General features: G+C 62.2%; 15 protein-coding genes. 7 read left to right on the plus strand and 8 right to left on the minus strand.

Annotation, left to right across the window (positions count from 1 at the left end):
- Positions 1–39: 39 nt before the first annotated feature.
- Positions 40–996, plus strand: coding sequence for an alpha/beta hydrolase (locus U862_RS0110625; protein WP_025110386.1), 957 nt, complete (start codon positions 40–42; stop codon positions 994–996).
- A gap of 135 nt (positions 997–1,131) precedes the next feature.
- Here U862_RS0110625 and U862_RS0110630 read toward each other — a convergent pair whose 3' ends face one another.
- The 5 genes from U862_RS0110630 to pvdM form a co-directional block, all read right to left on the minus strand.
- Entirely contained in the window at positions 1,132–3,597 is a 2,466-nt protein-coding gene (locus U862_RS0110630; RefSeq protein ID WP_025110387.1) for a TonB-dependent siderophore receptor, read from the minus strand.
- A gap of 185 nt (positions 3,598–3,782) precedes the next feature.
- A complete protein-coding gene (locus U862_RS0110635; RefSeq protein ID WP_025110388.1) occupies positions 3,783–5,432 on the minus strand; it encodes a cyclic peptide export ABC transporter in 1,650 nt (549 codons plus the stop codon).
- A 208-nt stretch (positions 5,433–5,640) separates the two neighbouring features.
- The gene (locus U862_RS0110640) at positions 5,641–6,534 is read right to left on the minus strand and encodes a formylglycine-generating enzyme family protein (protein ID WP_025110389.1); all 894 of its coding nucleotides are present in this window, start codon (positions 6,532–6,534) and stop codon (positions 5,641–5,643) included.
- A 32-nt stretch (positions 6,535–6,566) separates the two neighbouring features.
- A complete protein-coding gene (locus tag U862_RS0110645; RefSeq protein ID WP_025110390.1) occupies positions 6,567–7,847 on the minus strand; it encodes an aminotransferase class V-fold PLP-dependent enzyme in 1,281 nt (426 codons plus the stop codon).
- 28 nt (positions 7,848–7,875) lie between these two features.
- On the minus strand, positions 7,876–9,225 hold the full coding sequence (pvdM, locus tag U862_RS0110650) for a pyoverdine-tailoring dipeptidase-like protein PvdM (RefSeq protein WP_025110391.1): 1,350 nt from the start codon (positions 9,223–9,225) through the stop codon (positions 7,876–7,878).
- A gap of 173 nt (positions 9,226–9,398) precedes the next feature.
- Here pvdM and U862_RS0110655 point away from each other — a divergent pair, with 173 nt between their 5' ends.
- A complete protein-coding gene (locus U862_RS0110655; protein WP_025110392.1) occupies positions 9,399–11,027 on the plus strand; it encodes a hypothetical protein in 1,629 nt (542 codons plus the stop codon).
- A 293-nt stretch (positions 11,028–11,320) separates the two neighbouring features.
- On the opposite strand, the gene U862_RS0110660 is transcribed toward U862_RS0110655, so the two are convergent.
- From U862_RS0110660 to U862_RS0110670, 3 genes are read right to left on the minus strand one after another with little or no spacing between them, the layout of a single operon-like run.
- Positions 11,321–12,721, minus strand: a complete 1,401-nt coding sequence (locus U862_RS0110660; protein WP_025110393.1) for an efflux transporter outer membrane subunit — start codon at positions 12,719–12,721, stop codon at positions 11,321–11,323.
- A 7-nt stretch (positions 12,722–12,728) separates the two neighbouring features.
- Positions 12,729–14,702: a MacB family efflux pump subunit gene (locus tag U862_RS0110665; protein ID WP_025110394.1), complete on the minus strand. Its 1,974-nt coding sequence runs from the start codon at positions 14,700–14,702 to the stop codon at positions 12,729–12,731.
- Positions 14,703–15,875 carry an efflux RND transporter periplasmic adaptor subunit gene (locus U862_RS0110670; protein ID WP_025110395.1) on the minus strand — a complete coding sequence of 391 codons (1,173 nt, stop codon included), beginning with the start codon at positions 15,873–15,875 and terminating at the stop codon, positions 14,703–14,705.
- 323 nt (positions 15,876–16,198) lie between these two features.
- On the opposite strand from U862_RS0110670, the gene U862_RS0110675 reads away from it, so the two are divergent.
- From U862_RS0110675 to U862_RS0110700, 5 genes are all read left to right on the plus strand, one after another.
- Entirely contained in the window at positions 16,199–16,681 is a 483-nt protein-coding gene (locus U862_RS0110675; protein ID WP_025110396.1) for a sigma-70 family RNA polymerase sigma factor, read from the plus strand.
- 134 nt (positions 16,682–16,815) lie between these two features.
- Positions 16,816–18,153, plus strand: coding sequence for a lysine N(6)-hydroxylase/L-ornithine N(5)-oxygenase family protein (locus U862_RS0110680; RefSeq protein ID WP_025110397.1), 1,338 nt, complete (start codon positions 16,816–16,818; stop codon positions 18,151–18,153).
- Between the two features lie 589 nt (positions 18,154–18,742).
- Entirely contained in the window at positions 18,743–21,442 is a 2,700-nt protein-coding gene (mgtA, locus tag U862_RS0110690; protein ID WP_025110399.1) for a magnesium-translocating P-type ATPase, read from the plus strand.
- A gap of 76 nt (positions 21,443–21,518) precedes the next feature.
- On the plus strand, positions 21,519–22,235 hold the full coding sequence (locus U862_RS0110695) for an MgtC/SapB family protein (protein ID WP_007968289.1): 717 nt from the start codon (positions 21,519–21,521) through the stop codon (positions 22,233–22,235).
- A gap of 109 nt (positions 22,236–22,344) precedes the next feature.
- Positions 22,345–23,532 (plus strand): EAL domain-containing protein, encoded by a 1,188-nt coding sequence (locus U862_RS0110700; RefSeq protein ID WP_025110400.1) that lies wholly within the window; start codon positions 22,345–22,347, stop codon positions 23,530–23,532.
- The last annotated feature ends 39 nt before the right edge of the window (positions 23,533–23,571 follow it).

The following is a 23,571-nucleotide window of genomic DNA, read 5'->3' on the forward strand; positions in this document are numbered from 1 at the left end:
CTGCCCGGTCATTCACCTGTTTTTGGAAGGATGTAAACGATGGCTGTACTGCCAGAACTGCAAGCATTTCTCGAACTCGCCGAGTTTGGCCGACTGACCGGTAAAAGCCGTGCGATGCATGAGCAGACCCCGCAACAGGCACGTGTCGATTTCGAAGCGGCGTCGGGCTTTCTCGATGTGCCGCTGGACAGCGTCAGCTGTCAGGATTTCACCCTCGCTGCACGCGATGGTCACAGTCTGGCGGCGCGCCTGTATCGCACCGGGCAAGCCGCCGACGGTCTGCAACCGGTGATGTTGTACTTCCACGGTGGCGGCTACGTGGTCGGCAGTCTCGATTCTCATGATGCACTGTGCCGACGTCTGGCGGCGCAGGGTGGTTTCGCGCTGTTGACGGTGGACTATCGCCTGGCGCCGGAATGGCGGTTCCCGACCCCGGTACAGGACGCTTGCGATGCCGCCAACTGGCTGGTGCGCGAAGGCGCAAGTCTGGGTCTGGACGCGGCGCGGACGGTGCTGGCCGGTGACAGTGTCGGAGCGACGCTGGCGACGGTATTGGCGTTGATCGCGGTTCGTGAGCCTGAGGCGTTGAGTCTGCGGCCCAAGGCGCAGGTCCTGGTGTACCCGGTGACGGACGCCACGACGCATCGCGCCTCGCATCGCGATTTCGCCGAAGGCTATCTGCTGGAGACCCCGACGCTGGACTGGTTCTACGCACATTACGCCCGCACCCCGGAAGATCTGGCCGACTGGCGCTGCTCGCCGTTGCTGGCGGACGACTTGTCTGGCATCGCGCCGGCGCTGGTGTACCTGGCCGGCCATGACCCGTTGTATGACGAAGGCCGTGCCTATGCCGAGCGTCTGCGCGCCGCCGGCAATGATCTGACCCTGCTCGAACAACCGGGCATGACCCACGACTTCCTGCGCATGGCCGGGCTGCTGAGTGAGGTCGAGGCGATCCATGCCGAGGTGGCGCAGTGGGTGCGCTCACACCTCTGACCTGATCCCGGAACCGCCATTGCCGAGTCGGCAATGGCGGTTTTTTTGTGCCCGACACACAGCCCGCGAGGCCAACGACAGGACAAAAAAAATGCCCGCATCTTGCGATGCGGGCATTGGCGTTTGCGATGTGAATCAGAAGTTGTACTTGGCGGTGAGTTGCAGGTTGCGCGGCTCGCCGTAGAACGTGGTGTCGAAGTTGCCCAGGCCCGTCAGGTACTTCTTGTCGAAGACGTTGTTGGCGTTGACGGTGAAGCTCAGGTGCTCGTCGTACTCGTACTTGGTCATCAGGTCCACCAGCGAGTAGCCGCCTTGCTTGATGCGGGTGTAGTCGCCGGCCGGTGCGCTGTAGATCTTGCCGTAGAACGCGCTCTGCCAGCTCACACCGCCGCCGACTGTGACCTTGTTCAGCACACCCGGCAGGCGGTAAGTGGTGAACGTGCGGAACACGTGCTCGGGTTTGGTGGTGGACAGCGGGTAGCCGTAGATCCGTTGCTCGTCCTGGTCACGGGTACGGGCGTAGGTGTAGCCGGCGGACAGGTTCCAGCCTTCTTGCAGTTCACCGGCCAGTTCCAGTTCGACACCGTTGGTGGTGGCGCCGTCGATGGCTTTGTAGATGCCTTCGTTGGTCACCGGGTTGGTGCCGATCGATTCGGCAACGTTGTCCTGCTCGATGCGGAAGAACGCCAGGCTGGCGTTGAGGCGGCCATCGAAGTAGGCGGCCTTCAGACCGGTTTCGTAGGCGTTGCCTTCGACCGGCGCGAGGGTCTTGCCGTCGGCATCCTTGTAAATCTGCGGCTGGTAGATGTTGGTGTAGCTGCCGTACACCGAGTAGGTGTCGTTGAGGTCGTAGACCACACCGGCGTAAGGCGTGACGACGCCGTGTTCCTTGTAGCTGGCATGGGTGTCGGACATGCCGGTGCCCGCATTGTAGGAGTAGTCCTCGTTGTACTTGAAGGTACTCAGGCGGCTGCCGAGGATTACCGAGAGGTCGTCAGTCGGGCGCAGGCGCGTGGCGAGGTAGATGCCGTTCTGGCTCTGGGTGCGCTCGTATTTGCCGTTCTTCGGGAACTCCTGTTTCGGCAGATGGCCGTTCCAGTCATAGATGCTGCCCGGTACCTGGCTGAAAGCGCTGGTGTCAAACGTCGCACCGGTCTGGCGCGAGTGCGAGGCCATGATGCCGGCCACCAGTTCGTGCTCGCGACCGCCCAGGGTGAATGGACCGGAGACGTTGATGTCCGCCGAATCCTGGACGCGGTGACCTTCCCAGCGGCCCCAGTAGAGGAACATGCCTTCGCCGGTGGCGCGATTTGGATTGCCGCCGCTGGCCGAGGCCAGTTGCGTGTCGTGATCGGTGATTTTTTCGTTGAGGCTGACCTTGAGTTTCCAGTCGTTGGCCAGGGCCTGCTCCAGCGAGGTGAAGTAGGTCACGGAGTCGAAATCGCGACGGCTCCAGTCGGCGCCCGGGTTGAAGCTGCGCGGGAAGTCAGTCCGTCCGCCGTCGGAGAAGTACACCGGGTTGCCGGTCCACGACGAACCGCGCGGGGTCACGCTCTGTTTGTCGATGCCGAAGGTCAGCAAGGTGTCTTCGCTGAGGTCGGCTTCGAGGATGCCGTAGTACACATCCTTTTTCTGCGTGTAGTGATCGATGTAGGAGTTCTTGTCCTGATAGGCGCCGACGAAGCGCCCGCGCACCGAACCGCTGTCGTTGAGCGGGCCGGAGATATCGCCTTCGGTGCGATAGTTGTCCCACGAGCCGGCCGTGCCGGTGACCGACGCCTTGAATTCCTTGGTCGGCTTCTTGCGCACCAGGTTGACGGTGGCCGACGGGTCGCCCGAGCCGGTCATCAGGCCAGTGGCGCCCTTGATGATTTCGACGCGATCGTAGGTGGCCATGTCGACGTGGGTCGCGCCTTCGTCGTACACGCCGTCGTAGACGTTGTTGACGCCGTCGTACTGGAAGTTGGTGATGGCAAAGCCGCGAGTCGCGTATTCGGTGCGGTCGCTGTCATATTGCTGCACGGAGATGCCGGGGGTGTTGCGCAGCACGTCGCCGATGTTCTTTTCGCCACGGTCGTCCATTTGCTGACGGGTGACCACGGTCACCGATTGCGGCGTTTCGCGAATGGTCAGCGGCAGCTTGGTCGCGGTGGTGGTGGCGCCGGTGGTGTAGGAGCCGCTGTCTTCGGTGGTCAGGCCCAGCGCCTGGCCGGAAATGGTGGTCGCGCCCAGTTGCAGGGTCGAACCTGCGCCGCCCGAGACCAGGGTGACGCTGCTGCCATTGATCTGGAAGGAAATCCCGCTGTCCTTGAGCATTGCGGCCAGCGCTTCGGAAGGCTCCAGCGAACCGGACACCGCACGGGATTTGATCCCGGCCACCTGGTCCGGGCTGTAGAGGATCTGCAGGTTGGTTTGCAGGCCCAGTTCGGTCAGCGCGCTGGACAGCGGTTGCACCGCAATGTTGACCTTGACCGGTGCCGCATTGGCCATCGAGCTCCCCAGCAAGGTGGCGGTCAGCAGGACACTGGTCAGCAGGGTTTTATGCAAAGTCGGACGCTGTACGGCCAGCGCGAGAGGTGTGCGGCGTGGAAGAGGGTGCATTACTTGCCTGAGCTCCTGAACGTGTTGTGCAGAGTTTTTGTTAATAGGAATTATTATTAAGACGGAGTGATGGCGAAAAACCGGAAACAAACCCGACAAATAAATCGCTGCCGGTCCGGTTCTGTGCGCTGAAAAGAGGGGGGGCGCCTTGCGGATCAAATCGCGCAAGGCGTCTGGCGGGTGTGTCAGGCCGGGGTCAATTCACTGACCACCCGGCCGCGCTCCATGCGTACCAGTTGATCGGCGACATCGAAATAGCGGTCGTCGTGGGAAATCACGATGATGGTTTTGCCCAGTCGCTTGAGGTCGGGCAACAGCTCGGTATAGAAGATGCGGCGGAAGGTCGGGTCCTGATCGGCCGCCCACTCGTCGAACACCAGCACCGGGCGTTCTTCCAGCCACGCATTGACCAGCGCAAGGCGCTTGCGCTGACCGGTGGACAGGTCGGTGGTGGTGAAATTGCCGTCCTTGACGCTGACCTTGTGCGCGATCTCCAGCCGTTGCAGATATTTGTTGGCATCTGCCGGGATCTGCATGTCGCCCTGGACCACGTCGTCGAACAGGTAGTAGTCGGCAAAAATCGTGGTGAACAACTGGCGGTAGTCATCGCGATTGTGCGCATCGATGCCTATGCCGTTGACGCGAATCTCACCCTGTTGCGGGGTGTACAGGCCCAGCAGCAATTTGATCAGGGTGGTTTTGCCGCAGCCGTTTTCACCGACGATGAAGGTGATGTCTCCTTGCTTGATGGTCAGGTTGACCGGGCCCAGTTGAAACGGCGCGGCGCCATCGACAGCCGGGAAGGCGTAACGCACGTCGGCCAGTTCCAGGCTGTGCACGGTCTTCTCGGCCTGACCCTGATCGCTGAGCAACAGGTGCGCTTCCGGGGTGGAAAACTGTTCGGACAGTTCAGCGATACGGCGGAAGGCGATCTGCGCCCGGCTGACAATCGGCAGGGTGCTGATCAGATGCTCCAGCGGGCCTTTCATGTACAGCAGCACCAGGACGAAGCCGCTCATGACGGTCTTGTCGGCGCTCGGCCAGAAGGTTTGCAGCGCCAGGGCCAGGCCGATGACCACGAAGAACAGCATCGAACCGAAGGTCTTGGCGATCACAAAGGTGTTGATCGAGCGCACTTGAGTGTTGCAGATGAATTCGGCGGTGGCCTTGATCCCCGACACGAACATGCGCTGACGGCGCGGGCGGTGAATGCGCAGCTCCTTGGCGCCTTCGGCAATTGCGTTGTAGTGCTTTTGCAGTTCGTCTTCGGCATCCCGTGCGGCCATGAAACCTTGCACGCCCTTGCTCTGGGCGTAGGCCTGGATCGCCGTGCCGATCAGGATCGCCGCGACCATGATCAGGAACATCGGCCACGACAGCAGCGCCAGATAACCCATGCAGCCGAGCGTCACGGTGACGGAAATCGCCAAAGGCGCGAAGGCGAAGGCAAAGTCGCTGATGGTGTCGACGTCGTGGGTCAGCACCGGGATCAGCCGATGGCTGCGGTAGCGTTCGATCTGTTCGATCGGCGCCGAGAGGACTTTCTCACCCAGCTGTTTGCGCAGTTTGGCGATGATGTGCTGGCCGACGTAATTGGTGCCGATGTCCGAGCAGATCGAACTGGCCAGGGCCAGCAGGCACAGGCCGGCGAACAGCGCGACCACGCCTTGGGTCAGGCCGCTTTGCGAATGCAGGGCGTTGTTGATGGTCGCCAGCAACACCGTGACGCTCAGGCCGCCGACCATGCCCAGGAAAATGGACGCGGCGACGATGAGCCGAAACGGTTTCAACAGGGCGAACAATTCGCCGATGGCGCCACGGGTAGGCTGGGTCATGGAAGACAGTTCCTTGGGTATAAAGGCAGATACCCAGTAGAACGTCTGGTGGCAGGCTTAATTTAGCCGGGTGCCGACTGGCGGCGACCCGTTACAAACCTGTGGGCGCGGGCTTGCTCGCGAAAGCGTTGTGTCAGTCAACCTTGTCGGCGGCAGACCGTTTGCATTCGCGAGCAGGCTCGCTCCCACAGGGGCATTTCGGTGCTGGTCAGAGTTCGCGCACTACGCGAAAGCCCATCCAGTCGCCACGCTCGTTCGGGTACTGGCTGTTGCGGTTGCCGGAGCGCGAGAACACTGGCGCTTCACCCCAGTCATTGCCGCGAATGCGCACGGCTTCGCAATTGGCTTCCAGCCACGCACTGCCATCGGTCGGCGCGCCGACGTAGTCCGGGTGTTCGCAGTCTTCAACCCATTCGTAGACGTTGCCGTGCATGTCGTACATGCCAAAGGCATTGGGCGGGTAGCTGCCCACCGGCGAGCTGTAGCTGAAACCGTCCGCCGGGCCGTAGGTGTTGGCGTGCTTGGCAATGCTGTATTCCTTGCCTTCGTCGAACGGGAAGGGGAACGGGCCCTTGGTGCCGCCGCGTGCGGCATATTCGCGCTGGGCCTCGCTGACCATCTGGTATTTCTGCCCGGTTTTTTTCGACAGCCAGGCGACGTAGTTCTTCACGTCATAGTAGTTCATGCACACCGCCGGTTGCCGAGGCCCCTGCGGGTAGCGCGGCTTGCTGGCGACGCATTCGCGCCCCGGGCGGGTATCGCCATTGGCGATGGTCACGCCGCTTTCGCGCACGTAGTTGTCCCACTCTGCGGCGGTGACCTGGAAGCGGCTCATGGCGAAGGGTCTGGCGAAGGTCACGTCATGCATCGGGCCTTCGTCCGGTTCACGACCGACTTCATCGTCCGGGGTGCCCATGGTGAAGGTGCCGGCCGGCAGCACGACCATTTCCGGGCAGTCCTTGCAGTCCTTGAAGACTTTGCCCGGCACGGGCGGTGTGGCGGCCAGCGCGGCACTCGGCAGCAGGCTGCCCAGCAGGGCCGTGAGGGCCAGGGCCTTGAGTGCGCCGATGCCGGTGACGGGGGACAACAGATCACGTTTCATGAGTCATCTCGATTAAAGGAAAGCGGGGCGCTTCACAGGTGCTTGTTGAGCACGGCCATGAAGCGCTCGATGTCGTTTTCGCTGTTGAGCAGGCCCGGGGCGATGCGGATCACCGGACCGACGTCGCGATCCACCGCATCGCACACCACCCGGTCCGCCATCAGTTGCGCGGCGACCTGATCGCAGTCGCGGCCCCTGATCCGGAAGAAGGTGAAACCGGACGACAACGCTGCGCTGCGCGGTGTCACCAGCTCGATGGAGGGCTGTTCCAGCAGGCGATTTTTCGCGTAGGTGTTGAGCGCGTGGATGCGCGACTGCACCTCGTTCTTGCCCAGCTCCAGATGCAGCTTGAACGCTTCGTCCAGCGCCCAGCGGTGCTCGAAACTGTGGTAACCGCCCGGGGTCATGGTGGTCGAGAAAGTGGTGGCTTCGGAGAAGGTCGGGATGATCGGGGTGACGTCCTTGAGCTCGCTGGAGCGTGCGCAGATGATCCCGGTGCCGCGCGGGCCGAACATCCATTTGTGGGTGCCGGCAATGAAGAAATCGCAGTGCATGTCGGGGAAGTCGATGTCCTCGACGCCGAAGCCATGCACACCGTCGACCACGTACAGAATGCGGTCTTTGTCGTCGCGCTGGCGATTGTGTTGCTCGACCAGTTTGCCGATCTCGCCGATCGGCAGTTTCACGCCGCTGCCCGATTGCACCCAGGTCATGCCGAGCACGCGGGTTTCGGGGCGGATGCCGCGATCGATGCCGCTCAGCACTTCGTCGACCGAAATCTTCGCGCTGCTCTCGAACAGCTTGAGCTTGCGCACCTTTACCCCATCGCGTTGCTGGCGATAACCGAGGGTGTAGTTGGTCGAGTAGTGCTCGTGTTCGGTGGTGAGGATTTCCTGCCCCGGGCGCACGTGAATGCCGCCGTAGATCATTGACAGGCCTTCAGTGGTGCTGCCGGTCAGGGCGATCTGTTCGGGTTTGGCCTTGAGGTAACGCCCGGCCCATTCGCGCACGAACTGTTCACGCTTTTCGGTCTCGCCCAGGTCCCAGTCCATCGCTCGGCCGGGGTTGCGATCGAGTGTGGCGCGATGGCGTTCGATGGCTTCGCGCACCGGTCGTGGGTGCGAGGTCACGAGGAAGTTGGCGAAGTGCAGATAGTCCGGGTCCTGCTCGAACAACTGGCGCAGTTGCACCCATTTGTCTGCGGACTCCGGTTGCGGGGTGGCGGCCCGCGCCGGCAGGTTGATGGCGGCGCCCAAGGGCAGGCCGGCGGCCAGAATCCCGGCCTGCTTGAGGAAAGAACGGCGGTTGGTCATGAAGTCGGTTCGCTTGTTCAAATGGGCGTCAGTGGCTGGCCACGGGTTTCGACGATTGCTGCACCTGTTCCCAGACCCGCAGGAAGTTGCCGCCCCACAATTTCGCGATGTCGGCTTCGCTGTAGCCCCGCGAGATCAGTTCGGCGGTCACGTTGCGCGCCTCGCTGACGTCCTTCCAGCCGTCGATGCCGCCGCCATCGTTGAAGTCGGAGCTGATGCCGACGTGGTCGATGCCGATCTTCTTCACCGCGTAATCGATGGCGTCGCCCAGATCCTTGAGGGTGGCTTTCGGTTCTTCGTCGACAATTCCGTAGAGCTGACTGGCGTATTCGCCAAAGCGCTGCTCGGGCCACACGGTGATGATCGGATCGCCGGGCATCAGCGCCATTTCCAGACCCTGCAGCGGCTGCAGGTCGAATTTGGCACGCAGGGCGTTGAGCTTGTCCTGGGTGTGCTGGCTCAACGGGCGCAGGTAGGTCGGGAAGCCGACAATCTGCACCACGCCGCCGCTGTTCTTGATCAGCTGCATTTCCTGATCGCTGATGTTGCGCGGGATGTCCACCAGTGCCCGTGGCGCCGAGTGCGAGGCCACAATCGGGGCGCGGCTCAATTGCGCGACTTGCTCCACGGCCTTGGTCGACATCTGCGACACGTCGATGATCACCCCCAGATCGTTGAGCCGGTGTACCGCCTGCTTGCCGATATCGGACAGCCCGCCGAGGGCGTCGCGGGTGTCATTGAAAAACGGCAGCGGTCGCGACGAGTCGGCCCAGGCGTTGTTGCCCACGTAACTGAAGCCGAACATGCGCATGCCACGCGCTGCCCATTTGTCGAGGGCGTTGAGGTCGTTGCCCAGCGGATAGGCGTTGAGCATGCTCATGAAGATCGCGAACTTGCCTTCGCCGTGCAGGCGCCGGAAGTCGTCCGGGGTGTAGGCGATGGCCACCTGATTGGGGAAGTCGCGCACCAGCGTGGTGATGATCTTGTAGCGGGTCTCCTGCTCGAAGCGCGCTTCCTCGATGAAACCCGCGGTAGGCCGGTGCGGGGCGTTGGCGCCGTTCCAGATTTCCGGCCAGCCGAAGATTGTCAGCGCTGCGCCGGAAAGCCTGCCCCGAGCGGTCTTGATCAGGTCGAACTGACCGCTGCCGTCTTTGTCGGCTTCGTTGCCGGCAGTACCGAAATCCAGCGGCACGGTGATGTGGCTGTCGAAGGAAATAATCCGGTCCTGCAACTCATCGGCCTGCTTCATGACTTTGGGCGGGTAGCCGGGGTTGTCCTTGAACCAATGCTCCCAGACTGCAAAGCCTGCCGCGGCGCTGATCGCCAGGGCCAGCGGCAGGCCGATGTAAAGAGCCTTTTTCGAACGTGGTTTTGTCATTGCCATCTCAGTCAGGTTCGCCGTCGAGGTGCAGGCACGTGGGCCTTCGCTATCTGGGAGGAACGACTGGCTGCAAGGGAAATTTAGTCCGGTGCCCAAGCGCTTAAATTTGCACGCGCAGCAAACGTTCTAGCTTGGATAAAGCCTGCTTCATGGCTGACACAGGTAGGGCAATGACGATTTCTCGACGATGGTTCATGGCGGGTCTGGCACTGACCGGCGCCGCCGTGCCTGCAGCGTATTTTGGGCATCGTGAATGGACGAAGCCGGACCCGACGATCACCCCCGGCGAAGCTTCGTTCGACGTGGCGGATGTGGCTGGCCAGCGTCTGGCCGATACCCTGCGAGGTGTCTGGCAGATCCGTTTCGAGGGTCGTGATGCGGGCATTGCCGGGGTGCCGAAGGATGGCCTGGAGGTGTTCCTCGACATCGCTCACAAGGGCCGTGGGGTGATCGGTTTTCTGGATACCGCCGAACGTCTGCGCTCGCCTGAACCGCCGCGCTACCGGGTGCTCGCCGATCTGGCCGATGTCAGTGCCGCGCAACTGAGCTGGCGGCTGGTCAGCAACACGGCGGTCGATGGTGCCCCCGATTATGAATTCAGCATGGCCCTGGATGAGGTCTGGGCCGGTTTCGGCAATGCCGGCAGCGGCAGCCTCAGCGGACGGGTGTTGAATCTGGATCGGCCACTGATGTTGCCGGCGCAGGACAACCGCTTTGTCGCGGTCAAGCGGGTGTTCCCTGAAGCACGCGAGCGCATCGGTCTCAACCCGACCTTGTTGGCGTGGCTGATCTCGCCCGAGCACCGTTTGTTCCACCAGCTCTGGCATGCCTCACGTGACAAGTGGCACACCTTGTCGGAAGAGAAGCGCGGTGCCTTGCGCGGTATCGGCTGGCAACCCGGCCCCCGCGACAAGGAGCGCGACGCGCGTGGCGCGAAAAAAGACCGCAACGGTTCGGGCATCGATTTCTTTTTCATGCACCGGCACATGCTGGGCACGGCGCGGTCGATGCAGGACCTGCCGTCGTGGCAGCATTTCCCGTTGCCGCAGCCGGAGCTGATTCGCGATCGCCGGGGCTTTGCCGACTATTTCGACAACCACGACGGCACCTCGCTGCCGCCGACCTGGCTGGCGGAGGAGGATGACGAGTACTCGCAATGGGTCAGCGACATCAAGACTGCCGAGACCTATCACAGCAACTTCCTGGTCTGGGAGTCGCGTTACCGCGATCCGCGCTATCTGGCGAAGCTGACGTTGGGGCAGTTCGGTTCAGAGGTTGAGCTAGGGCTGCACGACTGGTTGCACATGCGCTGGGCGTCGGTACCGCGCGATCCGTCCAACGGGCATCCGGTGCCGTTTGCCCGCGACCCGGCAGACTTTTCCGCACGCTGGTACGCCGCTGAAAACGACTTTCTCGGCGACCCGTTTTCTTCTCACGTAAGTCCGGTGTTCTGGGCGTTCCATGGCTGGATCGATGACCGTCTGGAAGACTGGTTCCGCGCCCACGAGCGCTTTCATCCGGGTGAGGTCACGCGTCTGCAGGTCAATGGCGTGCCGTGGTTCGCTCCGGGACGTTGGGTCGAGGTCAATGACCCGTGGCTCGGCCCGATCACCCACGGCTGCAGCACCGTGCCGGGGTTGCAGGTGGGCAAGTCGGTGGAGATGGACCCGGAAACCATGAAGCTGGCGCTGCGCATCACCTTCAGCGATGACGAGAAAAAGCTCTCGGAGTTGTTCCGCAAAGTACCGAAGCGGCCGTGGTATGCGCGGCATCTGAAGGCTAAACAAGCACCGGTCTGAAACCGCGTCATCGTTCATTCGCGAGCAAGCCCGCTCCCACATTTGATCTGTGTATCGCTCAAGCCCCGGGCGCTACAAAAATCCCGTGGGAGCGGGCTTGCTCGCGAAAGCGGTGGGTCATTCAAGGATGATTCCCCTGACACAGCCCAATCCCTGACCACCAGCTCCGCACATTTACCTGCCGGCGTGGAACACAAATCCCGTGGGAGCGGGCTTGCTCGCGAAAGCGGTGGGGCATTCAAGGATGAGTTTTCTGACACACCCCCATCGCTGGCAGTCCTCTTGCCGAGGGATTACCGGCTCGCCGTCTGCCATCCACCCCCCAGCGCCTTGTACAACGCGATGCTCGCTTGCAATCGCGCCAGGCGCAGTTGCACGTTGAGGTCCTGCGCGGCGTACAAGGTGCGCTGGGTTTCCAGCACGGTCAGCAGGTCGGTGGCACCGGCCTGATAGCGGCTCTGGGCTATGTCGAATGCGATCTGTGCCTGATTCAGCTCTTCGCTTTGCCATTGCCGTTGCTGGTCGAGGCCGCGAATGCTGTTCAGGGCTTTTTCCACATCGGCGAAACCATTGATGATCGCCCCGCGGTAGCTTTCCAGCAGTTCCTGCTGGCGTGCTGTGGCCTTGTCGCGCTCGGCGCCGAGACGGCCATTGTTGAAGATCGGGGCAACCAGGCCGGCCGTGAGGTTGTAGAACGGGCTGCGAAGCAGTTGATCGAACTGGTCAGCACCGGAGCCGAGTTGAGCGGTGAGGGTCAGGCTCGGCAGCATCGCCGCGCGGGCGATTTTGACGTCGGCCTCGGCCGCTGCCAGTTGCGCTTCGGCGCGGGCAATGTCCGGGCGGCGGTTGAGCAGATCGCTGGGTACGCCACTGGCAATCTCTGGCCATTGCAGCCGATCGAAGGGTTGCTGAGTGGCCGGCAGTTGCTGCACCGGTCGACCGAGCAGGGCGGCGAGGCTGATCAGCGCTTCCCGGGCCTGTTGTTGCACCAGCGGCAATTGCCGTTGCTGCGCGGCCACCAGGCTTTTCTGCTGAGCCAGCTCCAGGGCGGTGGCTGAGCCTGCGTCGTAACGGGTCTGCACCAGTTGCAAGACGCTTTGCGCGTTGCTCAGATTCAGCTCGGCGATGCGCGCCTGTTCGCGCAGCGACAAGGTTTGCGCGTAGGTGCTGGCGACCCCGCTGAGCAACGTCAGCTCGACGGTGGCGCGATCAAATTCGCTGGCCTGCAAGGTGAACTGCGCGCTGTCGCGAGAGGCGCGTTTGCCGCCCCAGAAATCGACTTCGTAGCTGGCGCTCAGGTTGGTGTCGAAGTAATCCACCGCCTGATTGCTGCTGTCCGCGTCCAGTTGGCTGTAGCCGCTGCCGCGCAGCAGTTTCTGCCGATTGGCGTTGAACCCGGCCTTGATTTCCGGCAACTGCGAGCCGCCGGCGATCACCGTTCCTGCCTGCGCCTGACGCACGCGGGCGACGGCGGCGGCGAGGTCAAAACTGCCCAGGCGTGCCTGTTCGATCAAGTGGTCGAGTTCGGGGCTGCCGAACCGCGTCCACCATTGTGGATCGATACGTGCCACGCTGGCTGCATGGGGCGATTGCCAGGCGGCAGGCGTTGGCACGCCACTGTCCGGACGATGAGCGGGGCTGCCGCAGGCGCTGAGGATCAGGCACACGGTCAACAGGCTGAGGCGCGGTTTCATAGATCGATCATTCACTGGTAAGGGCCGTGACCGGGTCGAGCCGGGCAGCTTTGCGGGCAGGCATGAAGCCGAAGACAACACCGGTCACCAACGCGCAGCCGAATGCGCCGAGCACCGCCATCAACGAGAACGCGACGGCGACTTCGCTGAGGATCAGCACGCCGCCGACGATCAGCGCCAGGGCAATGCCGGCAATCCCGCCGACCACCGAGAGCATCACCGCTTCGGTGAGGAACTGGCGCAGGATGTCGCGCTGGCGAGCGCCGGTGGCCATGCGGATGCCGATCTCGCGGGTCCGTTCGCGCACGGTCATGAGCATGATGTTCATCACGCCGATGCCGCCGACCAGCAGCGAAATCGCGGCAATCGAACCGAGCATCAGCGACAGGGTGTTCTGGGTGCGCGCCTCGGCCTGGATCATCGCGGCGTTATTGGTCAGTTCGAAATCCTTCTTGCCGTTGTGCAGGCGCAGCATCATGCGCTCGATGGCCTGCTCGGTTTCCTTGACCTTGCGCGCATCGGCGGCGGCAATCGCCACGTACTCGGGGTTGTAGGTGCCGAACAACCGCGTGCTGGCGGCGGAGTAGGGCACGGCGATGCGGTCGTCGCTGTCGGAATCGCCGGAGCTGGCGCCTTTTTCCGCGAGCACGCCGACCACTTGAAACGGCACATTCTCGATCAGGATGTATTGGCCGATCGGGTTGGCGACATCCTTGAGCAGCTTGGTCCGGACCTTGTGCCCGATCACTGCCACGGCGGCACCGGCGGCTTCATCGGCGGCAGTGAAATAGCTGCCTTCGGCCACCGGCCAGTTGAAGATTTTCGGGAAGTTGGTGTCGTTGCCGCCGACATAACTGTTGTGGTCGAGGTTGCCGAAACGCACCACCGCTTCGGCGCCGTTGACCGGCATGATCTGCTTGATCAGCGGCAGGGTGGCGAGCACCGCCAGATCGTCCAGAGTGACGATGCCCAAGGGCGCCCGTGGATGCGGGGACGCACCGCTCAAGTAAATGATGTTCGAGCCGAACGCGCCCATTTGCGCCATCACCTGGCGCTTGCTGCCTTCGCCGACCGCCAGCATGACCACCACCGACGCCACGCCGATGATGATCCCGAGCAGGGTCAGCGCGGTGCGAAAGCGGTTGATCCACATCACCCGCCATGCCGCGTGCAGGGCATCGACCAATTCACCTTTCCAGGCGCCGGTAGCTTCGGCGCCCTCGGCCAGGCGCTTGCGCAGGTCGACCGCTTGCAGGGCGCCGGGGTTGGCGCTGGTCTGGGCGTCGGGGTTGTCGCGGGCGCTGTCGCTGATGATCAGGCCGTCACGAATTTCGATGATGCGCTTGGCTCGGGCGGCGACTTCGCGGTCGTGGGTGATGAGGATCACCACGTGGCCCTGGCTCGCCAGTTCGTCGAGCAGTGCCATCACCTCTTTGCCGCTGTGGCTGTCGAGGGCGCCGGTGGGTTCGTCGGCGAGGATGATGTGGCCGCCGTTCATCAGCGCCCGGGCAATCGACACCCGTTGCTGCTGACCGCCGGACAACTGATGCGGACGGTTGCCGGTGCGCGAGGCCAGACCGAGCCGGTCGAGCAGGGCAGCGGCGCGGGCGTGACGTTCGGCGGCGGGGGTGCCGGCATAGATCGCCGGCATTTCGACGTTTTCCTGGGCCGAGCCGGATGGAATCAGGTGATAGCCCTGAAACACAAAGCCGAAGGCTTCGCGACGCAGCCACGCCAGCTCGTCACTGTCGAGGCCGGCGACGTTTTCCCCGGCAAAGCGGTACTCGCCGGAGGTTGGGCGGTCGAGGCAGCCGAGGATGTTCATCAGGGTCGATTTGCCGGAGCCGGAAGCGCCGACAATCGCCACGAACTCACCGGCGTGGATCGACAGGTCGATGCCGCGCAGCACGTGAACCTCGGGGGCGTCGCCGCCACCGTAGGATTTGCGGATGTCCTGCAGGTCGATCAGAGGCGTTTGCATTCAGCCCCCGTTGCCGTCGGCCGGGCCGATCAGCAGGTGATCGCCTTCGTTGAGGCCGTCGACAATCTGTACCTTGAGTCGGTCGCTGATGCCGGTGCGCACCTCGCGGTGCTGGATGTCGCCATTGGCAGCGATCACCTGTGCGGTCTGCAGGTTGGCGGTGGCGCTGCCCTGCAATGCGGCGACCGGCGCGGTGAGTACGTCCCTGGCCTGGTCGGCGACGAAAAACACCTGGGTGGTCATCTCGGCCATCAAGGCGTTGTCGGCGTTATCGACGTCGAGCAGCACGGTGTACAACACCACCCGCGCGCTGCCGCTTTTGCTGGTGCTGGCCGGGCTGCCGCCGCCCTGGCTGGTCTGATCCAGTGGCTTGGGCGGCACCGGCAGAATCTGCCGCACAGTGCTGCTCCAGCGTCGCTGACCGCCGCTGAGGGTAGTGAAGTAGGCGGTCATGCCCGGTTTGACGTGGCCGATGTCGGCCTCGGACACCTCGGCCCACACGGTCATCGGCGACAGTTTGGCGATGCGCAGGATCAGCGGTGTCTGTTGTTGCGCGTTGAGGGTCTGGCCTTCGCGGGCGTCGAGGGCGACCACGGTGCCGGCCATCGGCGCGTAGATCCGGGTGTAGCCGAGTTCGGCCTGATCGCTGCGCAGGCTGGCTTCGGCCTGGCGGATCTGTGCCTGGAACATGTCGATGCGCGCCTGAGTGGCTTTCAGTTCGGCGCGGGCGGTCTGCACGTCCTCTTCGCGGGTGGCGCCGCCGGCGGCCAGATGCTGCTGGCGCTGGTACTTCTGTTGCGCCAGTTCATGCTGGGCGCGTTGTTCCTGCAATTGCGCCTTGAGGTTTTCGATGGAGAAGCGCCCGGCGTCGAGTTTGGCCTTCTGCGTGGACGGATCGATTTCCACCAGCAACTGGCCTTCCTTGACCACATCACCGACTTCCACGTGGATTTTCTGGATCTGTCCCGAGGCCTGCGCACCGACATCGACATAGCGTCGCGGTTGCAGGGTGCCCAGCGCGGTGACGCTGCTTTCGATGTCGCCACGGGTGACTTGTACGGTGGCGAAGCGGTCCCGGCCCGGCGGCATGATTTGCCACGCGGCGTAGGCAACAACAGGAATCAGACAAAGGACTACGAGCAGGGCGCGTCGGGCGGGGCGGGGACGTTTCATGCAGGGTTCCGGCCAGTGGAATTCGGCCCGTCGTTCGGGTACACGCAGAAAGCGGGCAGCCGCTGAACGCTGTCGCAGGGCGCGACAGACACGGGGAGCTGTCCTGTAAACGATGAAAGCTGCGGGGAATTTAAGCGGAGACACAGGATGTTACAGGTATAGAACGGCACTATTTGGCGGGCAACGACAAACGCCACTTTAAATCTATATGAGAATTACTATAAATTACGCACCTCAAGTTGCCACTATCTTGCTACCCCGTAATCGGGGGCTTTCGATCAGTGTGCTCAAGGATCGAATCCGCATCGAAGCGGCCGGGAGTCATGTTGGAAAACTACTATCGCGAGCTGGTGTGTTTCCTGAACGCCAAGCTCGGCAACCGCCAGGTCGCCGAAGATGTGGTGCATGACGCTTATGTGCGCGTACTGGAGCGTTCCAGCGACACGCCGATCGAGCAACCCCGGGCCTTTCTTTATCGCACGGCGTTGAATCTGGTGATCGACGATCATCGGCGCAACGCCTTGCGCCAGGTCGAACCACTGGAAGTGCTCGACAGCGAAGAGCGCTATTTCACCCCCTCGCCCCACGGCACCCTCGATCATGGCCAGCGTCTGGAGATGCTCCAGCGCGCATTGGCGGAACTCTCGCCGTTGTGCCGCGACAGTTTTCTGCTGCGCAAGATCGACGGCCTGTCCCACCCTCAGATCGCCGAACATCTGGGCATTTCCAAGGCGCTGGTGGAAAAACACATCGTCAATGCGATGAAGCATTGCCGCCTGCGCATCAAGCAATGGGATGCCCATTGAGCCGGCGTCGTTAAATTTTATTTCACTGTCCTCGTTCCTACTCAACAGACGACCTGCTGTCCTGCTCAAGGCCGGTCAGGTCACTTAGGCTCTCCTTTCCCCTTGTTGAGGGGTTCATCCAGAGGACACTGGAAATGACTCAGGCAATTGCATCGCCCATCGTTCACGACCTGATCGGCGTCGGTTTCGGCCCTTCGAACCTGGCGCTGGCCATCGCTCTGCAAGAGCGCGGCCCGACCCACGGCGAGCTGGATGTGCTGTTCCTCGACAAGCAGGCCGACTACAGCTGGCACGGCAACACCCTGTCGACCCAGAGCGAGTTGCAGATTTCCTTCCTCAAGGATCTGGTAACCCTGCGCAACCCGACCAGCCCGTACTCGTTCGTCAACTACCTGAAGGCCCACGGCCGTCTGGTTGACTTCATCAACCTCGGCACCTTCTATCCGTGCCGCATGGAGTACAACGACTACCTGCGCTGGGTCGCCGGGCAGTTCACCGAGCAGAGCCGTTATGGCGAAGAAGTGCTGACCATCGAGCCGGTGCTGCACAACCATCAGGTTGAAGCGCTGCGCGTGATCTCCCGTGACACCGCAGGCCAGCAATTCGTGCGCACTGCGCGTTCGGTGGTGGTCAGTGCCGGCGGCACGCCGCGTATTCCCGAAGCGTTCAAGGCGCTCAAGGGCGATAGCCGCGTGTTCCACCACTCGCAGTACCTTTCGCAGATGGCCAAACAGCCGTGTGTGAACAATCAACCGATGAGCATCGCGATCATCGGCGGCGGGCAGAGCGCGGCGGAAGCGTTCATCGACCTCAATGATTCGTTCCCGTCGGTACAGGTCGACATGATCCTGCGCGGCTCGGCCCTCAAGCCTGCCGACGACAGCCCGTTCGTCAACGAAGTGTTCTCGCCAGAGTTCACCGACCTGGTGTTCCAGCAGAACAGCGCCGAGCGTGAACGTCTGGTCAACGAGTACCACAACACCAACTATTCGGTGGTGGACATCGACCTGATCGAACGCATCTACGGCATCTTCTATCGTCAGAAAGTCTCGGGCATTGCCCGTCATGCGTTCCGCACCCTGACCACCGTCGAGAAAGCCACCGCCACCGAGCGCGGCATCGAACTGGCGGTGCGCAACAACGCCACCGGCGAAGTCACCGTGCGCATCTACGACGCCGTGGTGCTGGCCACCGGTTACGAGCGCCAGATGCACCGCAAACTGCTGGCGCCGCTGCAAGAGTACCTGGGCGACTTCGAGGTTGATCGCAACTACAAACTGATCACCGACGAGCGCTGCAAGGCCGGTCTGTACATGCAGGGCTTTTGCCAGGCCAGCCATGGCCTGAGCGACACACTGCTGTCGGTGTTGCCGGTGCGTGCTGACGAGATTGCCGGCTCGCTGTATGAGCATGGCAAGAACCGCGGGCACAGCCGTTCGATGGCGGATCTGTTGTTGGCGACTGCCAGCTGATTTTTGAGCGCCTGACACACCGCTTTCGCGAGCAAGCCCGCTCCCACAGGGGATCTTCATTGAACACAGATTTTGTGGTCAGCAGAGATCCAGTGTGGGAGCGGGCTTGCTCGCGAAGAGGCCTTCAAATACACCGCAAAAACTCATTCCTGAACCCTTCCTGAACATCCCCGACATTCCCCGATACACCTCCTTTCCCGGGTTTACTCTCGCATCATCGAGGCGTAAGCTTCGCGCGTTTTCATCAATAGCGGAGACCCACAGTGGGTACTTGTTCGAGTGACAGTTGTCGGCCGGTCTCGGTAACCGGCAGATTCTCGGCAAGATAACGCGCAGCCTTTCTCTGCCGTTGTCTCGCCGTAAAGCGAGCAGCGGCATCCCGATCATGACCAGCAAGGTCATGTCCCGACGTCCTTCTCATCGACACTGAAAAGTGTGGTTTCGACCTTTATGGTCGTCATCGCAACTCTATCGACACGCCAGTCTTTCCTGACTGGCGCGCCAAGCCTTGCCGTGCCGGTTTTTCCGGCGCACGAGGCGCGGTCGTACCTGCTCGACGGTTTCCCGGCTGACCATAGGGGCAACAGCCATGAAACTTACGCTCAAGGAATTTTTCGCAGGTTTCCTGCGTACACGCCACATCGCCCGGCACTTCCGCCGTCTGGCGCTGCTGGAGTCAATCAACGACACCACGGTCAGCCGTGAAGTGCCGCCCACCCTGGCCAACACCCTGGTCGATGCGGCCCATCGCGACAGCGGCGAACTGCTGTCTTCGCTGGGCACCCACACTGACGGCCTGACTGACTTTGAAGTCGACGCACTGCGAGCGCAGTACGGCCTCAATGAAGTCGAACACGAGCAGCCGCTGCCGTGGTGGACCCACCTGTGGCACTGCTACAAAAACCCGTTCAACCTGCTGCTGACCCTGTTGGCGGTAATCTCCTGGCTGACCGAAGACCTGAAAGCCGCCACCGTGATTTTCTCGATGGTGGTGCTGTCGACGCTGCTGCGTTTCTGGCAGGAAAGCAAATCCAACCAGGCCGCCGACGCGCTCAAGGCCTTGGTCAGCAACACCGCCACGGTGATGCGCCGCGATGAGCCGCGCATCGAACTGCCGATCAAGCAATTGGTACCGGGCGACCTGATCGTGCTGTCGGCCGGCGACATGATTCCAGCCGACTGCCGGGTATTGAGCGCCAAGGATCTGTTCGTCAGCCAAGCGGCGATGACCGGCGAATCGATGCCGGTGGAGAAATTTGCGCGCCAGGCCGACCGCGACACGCGCAATCCGCTGGAGCTGGACAACATCCTGTTCATGGGCACCAACGTGGTGTCCGGCACCGCCGTGGCAGTGATTCTCACCACCGGCAACAGCACCTATTTCGGTGCCTTGGCGCAACGGGTCGGTGCGACTGATCGGGCAGTGACGTCGTTCCAGCTGGGCGTGAACAAAGTCAGCTGGCTGCTGATCCGTTTCATGTTCGTCATGGCGCCGCTGGTTCTGTTCATCAACGGGTTCACCAAGGGTGACTGGACCGAAGCGCTGCTGTTTGCGCTGTCGATCGCCGTCGGCCTGACCCCGGAAATGCTGCCGATGATCGTCACCTCGACGCTGGCCAAAGGCGCGGTGTTCCTGTCGCGCAAGAAAGTCATCGTCAAGCGCCTGGATGCGATCCAGAACTTCGGCGCGATGGACGTACTGTGCACTGACAAGACCGGCACCCTGACTCAGGACAAGATTTTCCTCGCACGCAACGTCGACGTCTGGGGTGACGATTCCGACGACGTACTGGAAATGGCCTACCTCAATAGCTACTACCAGACCGGGTTGAAAAACCTGCTCGATGTAGCGGTGCTGGAGCATGTGGAAGTCCACCGTGAGCTGAAAGTCGGCACGGCGTTTCGCAAGGTCGATGAGATCCCGTTCGACTTCAATCGTCGGCGCATGTCGGTGGTGGTCGAAGGGCGCGGCGAGCCGCATCTGCTGATCTGCAAAGGCGCGGTGGAAGAAGTGCTGGCAGTGTGCACCCGTGTGCAGCACGGTGACGTCGAGGAAGCCTTGAGCGATGAATTGCTGACCCGGATTCGTCAGGTCACTGCAGCATTCAACGCTGAAGGCTTGCGCGTGGTGGCGGTGGCTGCCCGTTCGATGCCGCAAGGTCGTGACACTTACAGCCTGGCGGATGAGCAGGAGCTGACGCTGATCGGTTACGTGGCCTTCCTTGATCCACCGAAGGAAAGCACCGCGCCGGCGCTCAAGGCGCTGGCCGAGCATGGCGTGGCGGTCAAAGTGCTGACCGGCGATAACGAGCTGGTGACGGCGAAGATCTGCCGCGAAGTCGGCCTCGCGCAGCAAGGCTTGCTGCTGGGCAACGATGTCGAGCGCATGAGCGATGCCGAACTGGCCGTGGCGGTGGAGAACACCAACGTGTTCGCCAAGCTGACGCCGTCGCACAAGGAGCGCATCGTGCGCATCCTCAAAGGCAACGGGCATGTGGTCGGTTTCATGGGCGACGGCATCAACGACGCCCCGGCGCTGCGCACTGCCGACATCGGGATCTCGGTCGACAGCGCGGTGGACATCGCCAAGGAAGCCGCCGACATCATCCTGCTGGAAAAGAGCCTGATGGTGCTGGAGGAGGGCGTGCTCGAAGGGCGTCGGACCTTCGCCAACATGCTCAAGTACATCAAGATGACCGCCAGCTCCAACTTCGGCAACGTGTTCTCGGTACTGGTGGCCAGTGCGTTCATCCCGTTCCTGCCGATGCTGCCGATGCACCTGCTGGTACAGAACCTGCTCTATGACATTTCGCAGATCGCGATTCCGTTCGACAACGTCGACGAGGAGATGCTGAAAAAGCCGCAACGCTGGCAGCCGGGGGATGTTGGACGCTTCATGCTGTTCTTCGGCCCGATCAGTTCGATCTTTGACATCCTGACGTTCGCCTTGATGTGGTATGTGTTTGATGCCAACACGCCGGATCACCAGACCCTGTTCCAGTCCGGCTGGTTCGTGGTGGGGCTGCTGACCCAGACACTGATCGTGCACATGATCCGCACGCCGAAGATTCCGTTCCTGCAAAGCCGTGCAGCCATGCCGCTGCTGGTGATGACCGGGATCATCATGGCGGTCGGGATCTTCCTGCCGATGGGGCCGCTGGCCAACTACTTCAAACTGCAGGCGCTGCCGTCGATGTACTTTGTGTTCCTGCCGATGATCCTGCTGGCGTACATGGCGCTGACCCAGGCGGTGAAGGGCTTCTACATCCGCCGGTTCGGCTGGCAATAACAGCAGGACAACACTGTTTCCCTGTGGGAGCGGGTTTGCTCCCACAGGGGATTTGTGTTTTTTCAAGGAGATGACGATGCAAGCCATCAACAACCTCAACCTCACCTCGCTGCTCGACACCCTTGTCAGCCTCAGTGCGGCGTTCATCCTCGGTGGCCTGATCGGTTTCGAACGCCAGTATCGGCAACGTACGGCGGGCCTGCGCACCAATGTGCTGGTGGCCGTCGGCGCGGCCATTTTTGTCGACATGGCCAACCGCCTTGGCGGCGCTGAAGGCGCGGTGCGGGTCGTCGCCTACGTGGTCTCCGGCATCGGTTTTCTCGGTGCCGGGGTGATCATGCGCGAGGAGGGCAACGTGCGCGGCCTCAATACCGCCGCCACCCTGTGGACTTCAGCCGCCGTCGGCGCCTGCGCCGGTGCCGACCTGCTGGCCGAAGCGGTGCTCGGTACGCTGTTCATTCTGGCCGCCAACACCTTGCTGCGGCCGATCGTCAATAACATCAACCGCCAGCCACTGGACGTGGTGTCGGCCGAAGTCACCAACATCGTTTACGTGATCGCCCGGCGTTCACAGCAGAAAGCCGTGTTCGCCTTGCTCGAAGCCGAGCTGGAGCGCAGCAACTACCCGGCCAGCGACGTCGATGTGCATGCTTTCGGCGCCGACGAAATCGAGATCGAAGCCACGCTGGCGACCACTTCGGTGGACGGCGACGAACTGGATGCGCTGGTGGCGCGGATTTCCACGTCGGCGCTGGTGGTGCAGGCGTTCTGGAGTCCGAGTACCACCGAGTAAGGCCTCGCTTGGGAAATTTCCTACAAGCACGCAGGATTAATCCGTCAGATACATTGCGCCTCGGCCGTCACTATGCCGATCCTCGGGTCTGCGCAGCGACGGATGGAAAATGACCTCACCCCGCGTACTGGTACTGGAAAATCATGCTTTTGCCCGCAGCGTCCTGGTCAAGATGCTGCATCGTCTGGGTGTGCGCGAAGTGGTGCAGGCGAATAACGGTGAGCAGGCGATGGTGCAGATGCACCTTTGCGGCGGGGTCGACATTGTGGTCTGCGACCTGATCGATAAAGACCTCGATTGCCTGGCGTTCCTCGCCCATGCCCGGGAAACCGGCATGGTGCGCGCGGTGATTCTGTGCAGCGATTTGCGCCCGGCGCTGCATCGCACGTTGAGCCAGATGCGTTCGTTGTCCGGCCTGCAATTGCTCGGGGTCATGCCGGCGCCGCTGCAGTTGCGCCTCTTGCACAAGCTGTTGCAGCGTTACCGGTTACCGCATCCGGCGTTGACATTGCTGGAGCCGCCCAGGGAACTGCCCGGCGAAGACGAAGTGCGGCGCGGCCTGGCCCTCGGCGAGTTTCGTGCCTGGTTCCAGCCGCAGCTCTTGCTCGCCAACGGTGCTGTCGCTGGCGCCGAAGTGCTGGTGCGCTGGGAACATCCTGGCAAAGGCGTATTGCTGCCGGGTGAGTTTCTCGCGGCGGTGCTGGCGTATGACCTGATCGATACGATGTTCAAGCAATTGCTGGAACAGGGCCTGTGCCTGCTGGGCATCCTGCGGCGCCAGGGTACGAACCTGACGCTGTCGTTCAACCTGCACGCTTCGCAACTGGCCGGCACTGAACTGGTCGGGCACATCCAGCGTGCGCTGCAGCGCCATGGCTTCAGCGGTTCGGTCCTGCAATTCGAATTGAGCGAGAACGGTCTGCTCGAACTGCCGCCCGACACCCGGGAAAGCCTGTTGCGCCTGCGTCTGCTGGGGTGTGGTCTGGCCATCGATGATTTCGGTAGCGGATTTTCTTCACTGAAACTGCTCTGCCAATTGCCGTTCAATCAGCTCAAGTTTGACGGCGAACTGCTGCAGCACAGCTACGAGCCATCCTGGCAGGCGCTGGTCGCTACCACCCTGGCGCTGGCCCGTTCGCTGGACATGCAACTGGTGATCGAGGGCGTCAGCAGTCGTTCGATGCAGGAGGCGCTGCTCGCCCTGGGCTGTGAAATGGGGCAGGGATTTCACCTCGCGCGGCCGATGACCGGGCATGTCCTGCTGCAGTGGTTGTCGTCTGCCGACAGCACGCTGTGAGCCTTCGCGCAGACTTCGCGGAAAAGCTCTAGAAAGTTC

The sequence above is a fragment of the Pseudomonas sp. H1h genome (assembly GCF_000633255.1).
Lineage (GTDB): Bacteria > Pseudomonadota > Gammaproteobacteria > Pseudomonadales > Pseudomonadaceae > Aquipseudomonas.

What these genes read in the sequence shown, in the direction of transcription:
- mgtA (WP_025110399.1), top strand. Translation starts at nt 18,743, where the DNA reads ATGAAACTTACGCTCAAGGAATTTTTCGCAGGTTTCCTGCGTACACGC.
- U862_RS0110640 (WP_025110389.1), bottom strand. Translation starts at nt 6,534, where the DNA reads ATGAAACGTGATCTGTTGTCCCCCGTCACCGGCATCGGCGCACTCAAG.
- U862_RS0110665 (WP_025110394.1), bottom strand. Translation starts at nt 14,702, where the DNA reads ATGCAAACGCCTCTGATCGACCTGCAGGACATCCGCAAATCCTACGGT.
- U862_RS0110700 (WP_025110400.1), top strand. Translation starts at nt 22,345, where the DNA reads ATGACCTCACCCCGCGTACTGGTACTGGAAAATCATGCTTTTGCCCGC.
- U862_RS0110675 (WP_025110396.1), top strand. Translation starts at nt 16,199, where the DNA reads ATGTTGGAAAACTACTATCGCGAGCTGGTGTGTTTCCTGAACGCCAAG.
- U862_RS0110655 (WP_025110392.1), top strand. Translation starts at nt 9,399, where the DNA reads ATGACGATTTCTCGACGATGGTTCATGGCGGGTCTGGCACTGACCGGC.
- U862_RS0110660 (WP_025110393.1), bottom strand. Translation starts at nt 12,721, where the DNA reads ATGAAACCGCGCCTCAGCCTGTTGACCGTGTGCCTGATCCTCAGCGCC.
- U862_RS0110645 (WP_025110390.1), bottom strand. Translation starts at nt 7,847, where the DNA reads ATGACCAACCGCCGTTCTTTCCTCAAGCAGGCCGGGATTCTGGCCGCC.
- pvdM (WP_025110391.1), bottom strand. Translation starts at nt 9,225, where the DNA reads ATGACAAAACCACGTTCGAAAAAGGCTCTTTACATCGGCCTGCCGCTG.
- U862_RS0110625 (WP_025110386.1), top strand. Translation starts at nt 40, where the DNA reads ATGGCTGTACTGCCAGAACTGCAAGCATTTCTCGAACTCGCCGAGTTT.
- U862_RS0110635 (WP_025110388.1), bottom strand. Translation starts at nt 5,432, where the DNA reads ATGACCCAGCCTACCCGTGGCGCCATCGGCGAATTGTTCGCCCTGTTG.
- U862_RS0110695 (WP_007968289.1), top strand. Translation starts at nt 21,519, where the DNA reads ATGCAAGCCATCAACAACCTCAACCTCACCTCGCTGCTCGACACCCTT.
- U862_RS0110680 (WP_025110397.1), top strand. Translation starts at nt 16,816, where the DNA reads ATGACTCAGGCAATTGCATCGCCCATCGTTCACGACCTGATCGGCGTC.
- U862_RS0110670 (WP_025110395.1), bottom strand. Translation starts at nt 15,875, where the DNA reads ATGAAACGTCCCCGCCCCGCCCGACGCGCCCTGCTCGTAGTCCTTTGT.
- U862_RS0110630 (WP_025110387.1), bottom strand. Translation starts at nt 3,597, where the DNA reads ATGCACCCTCTTCCACGCCGCACACCTCTCGCGCTGGCCGTACAGCGT.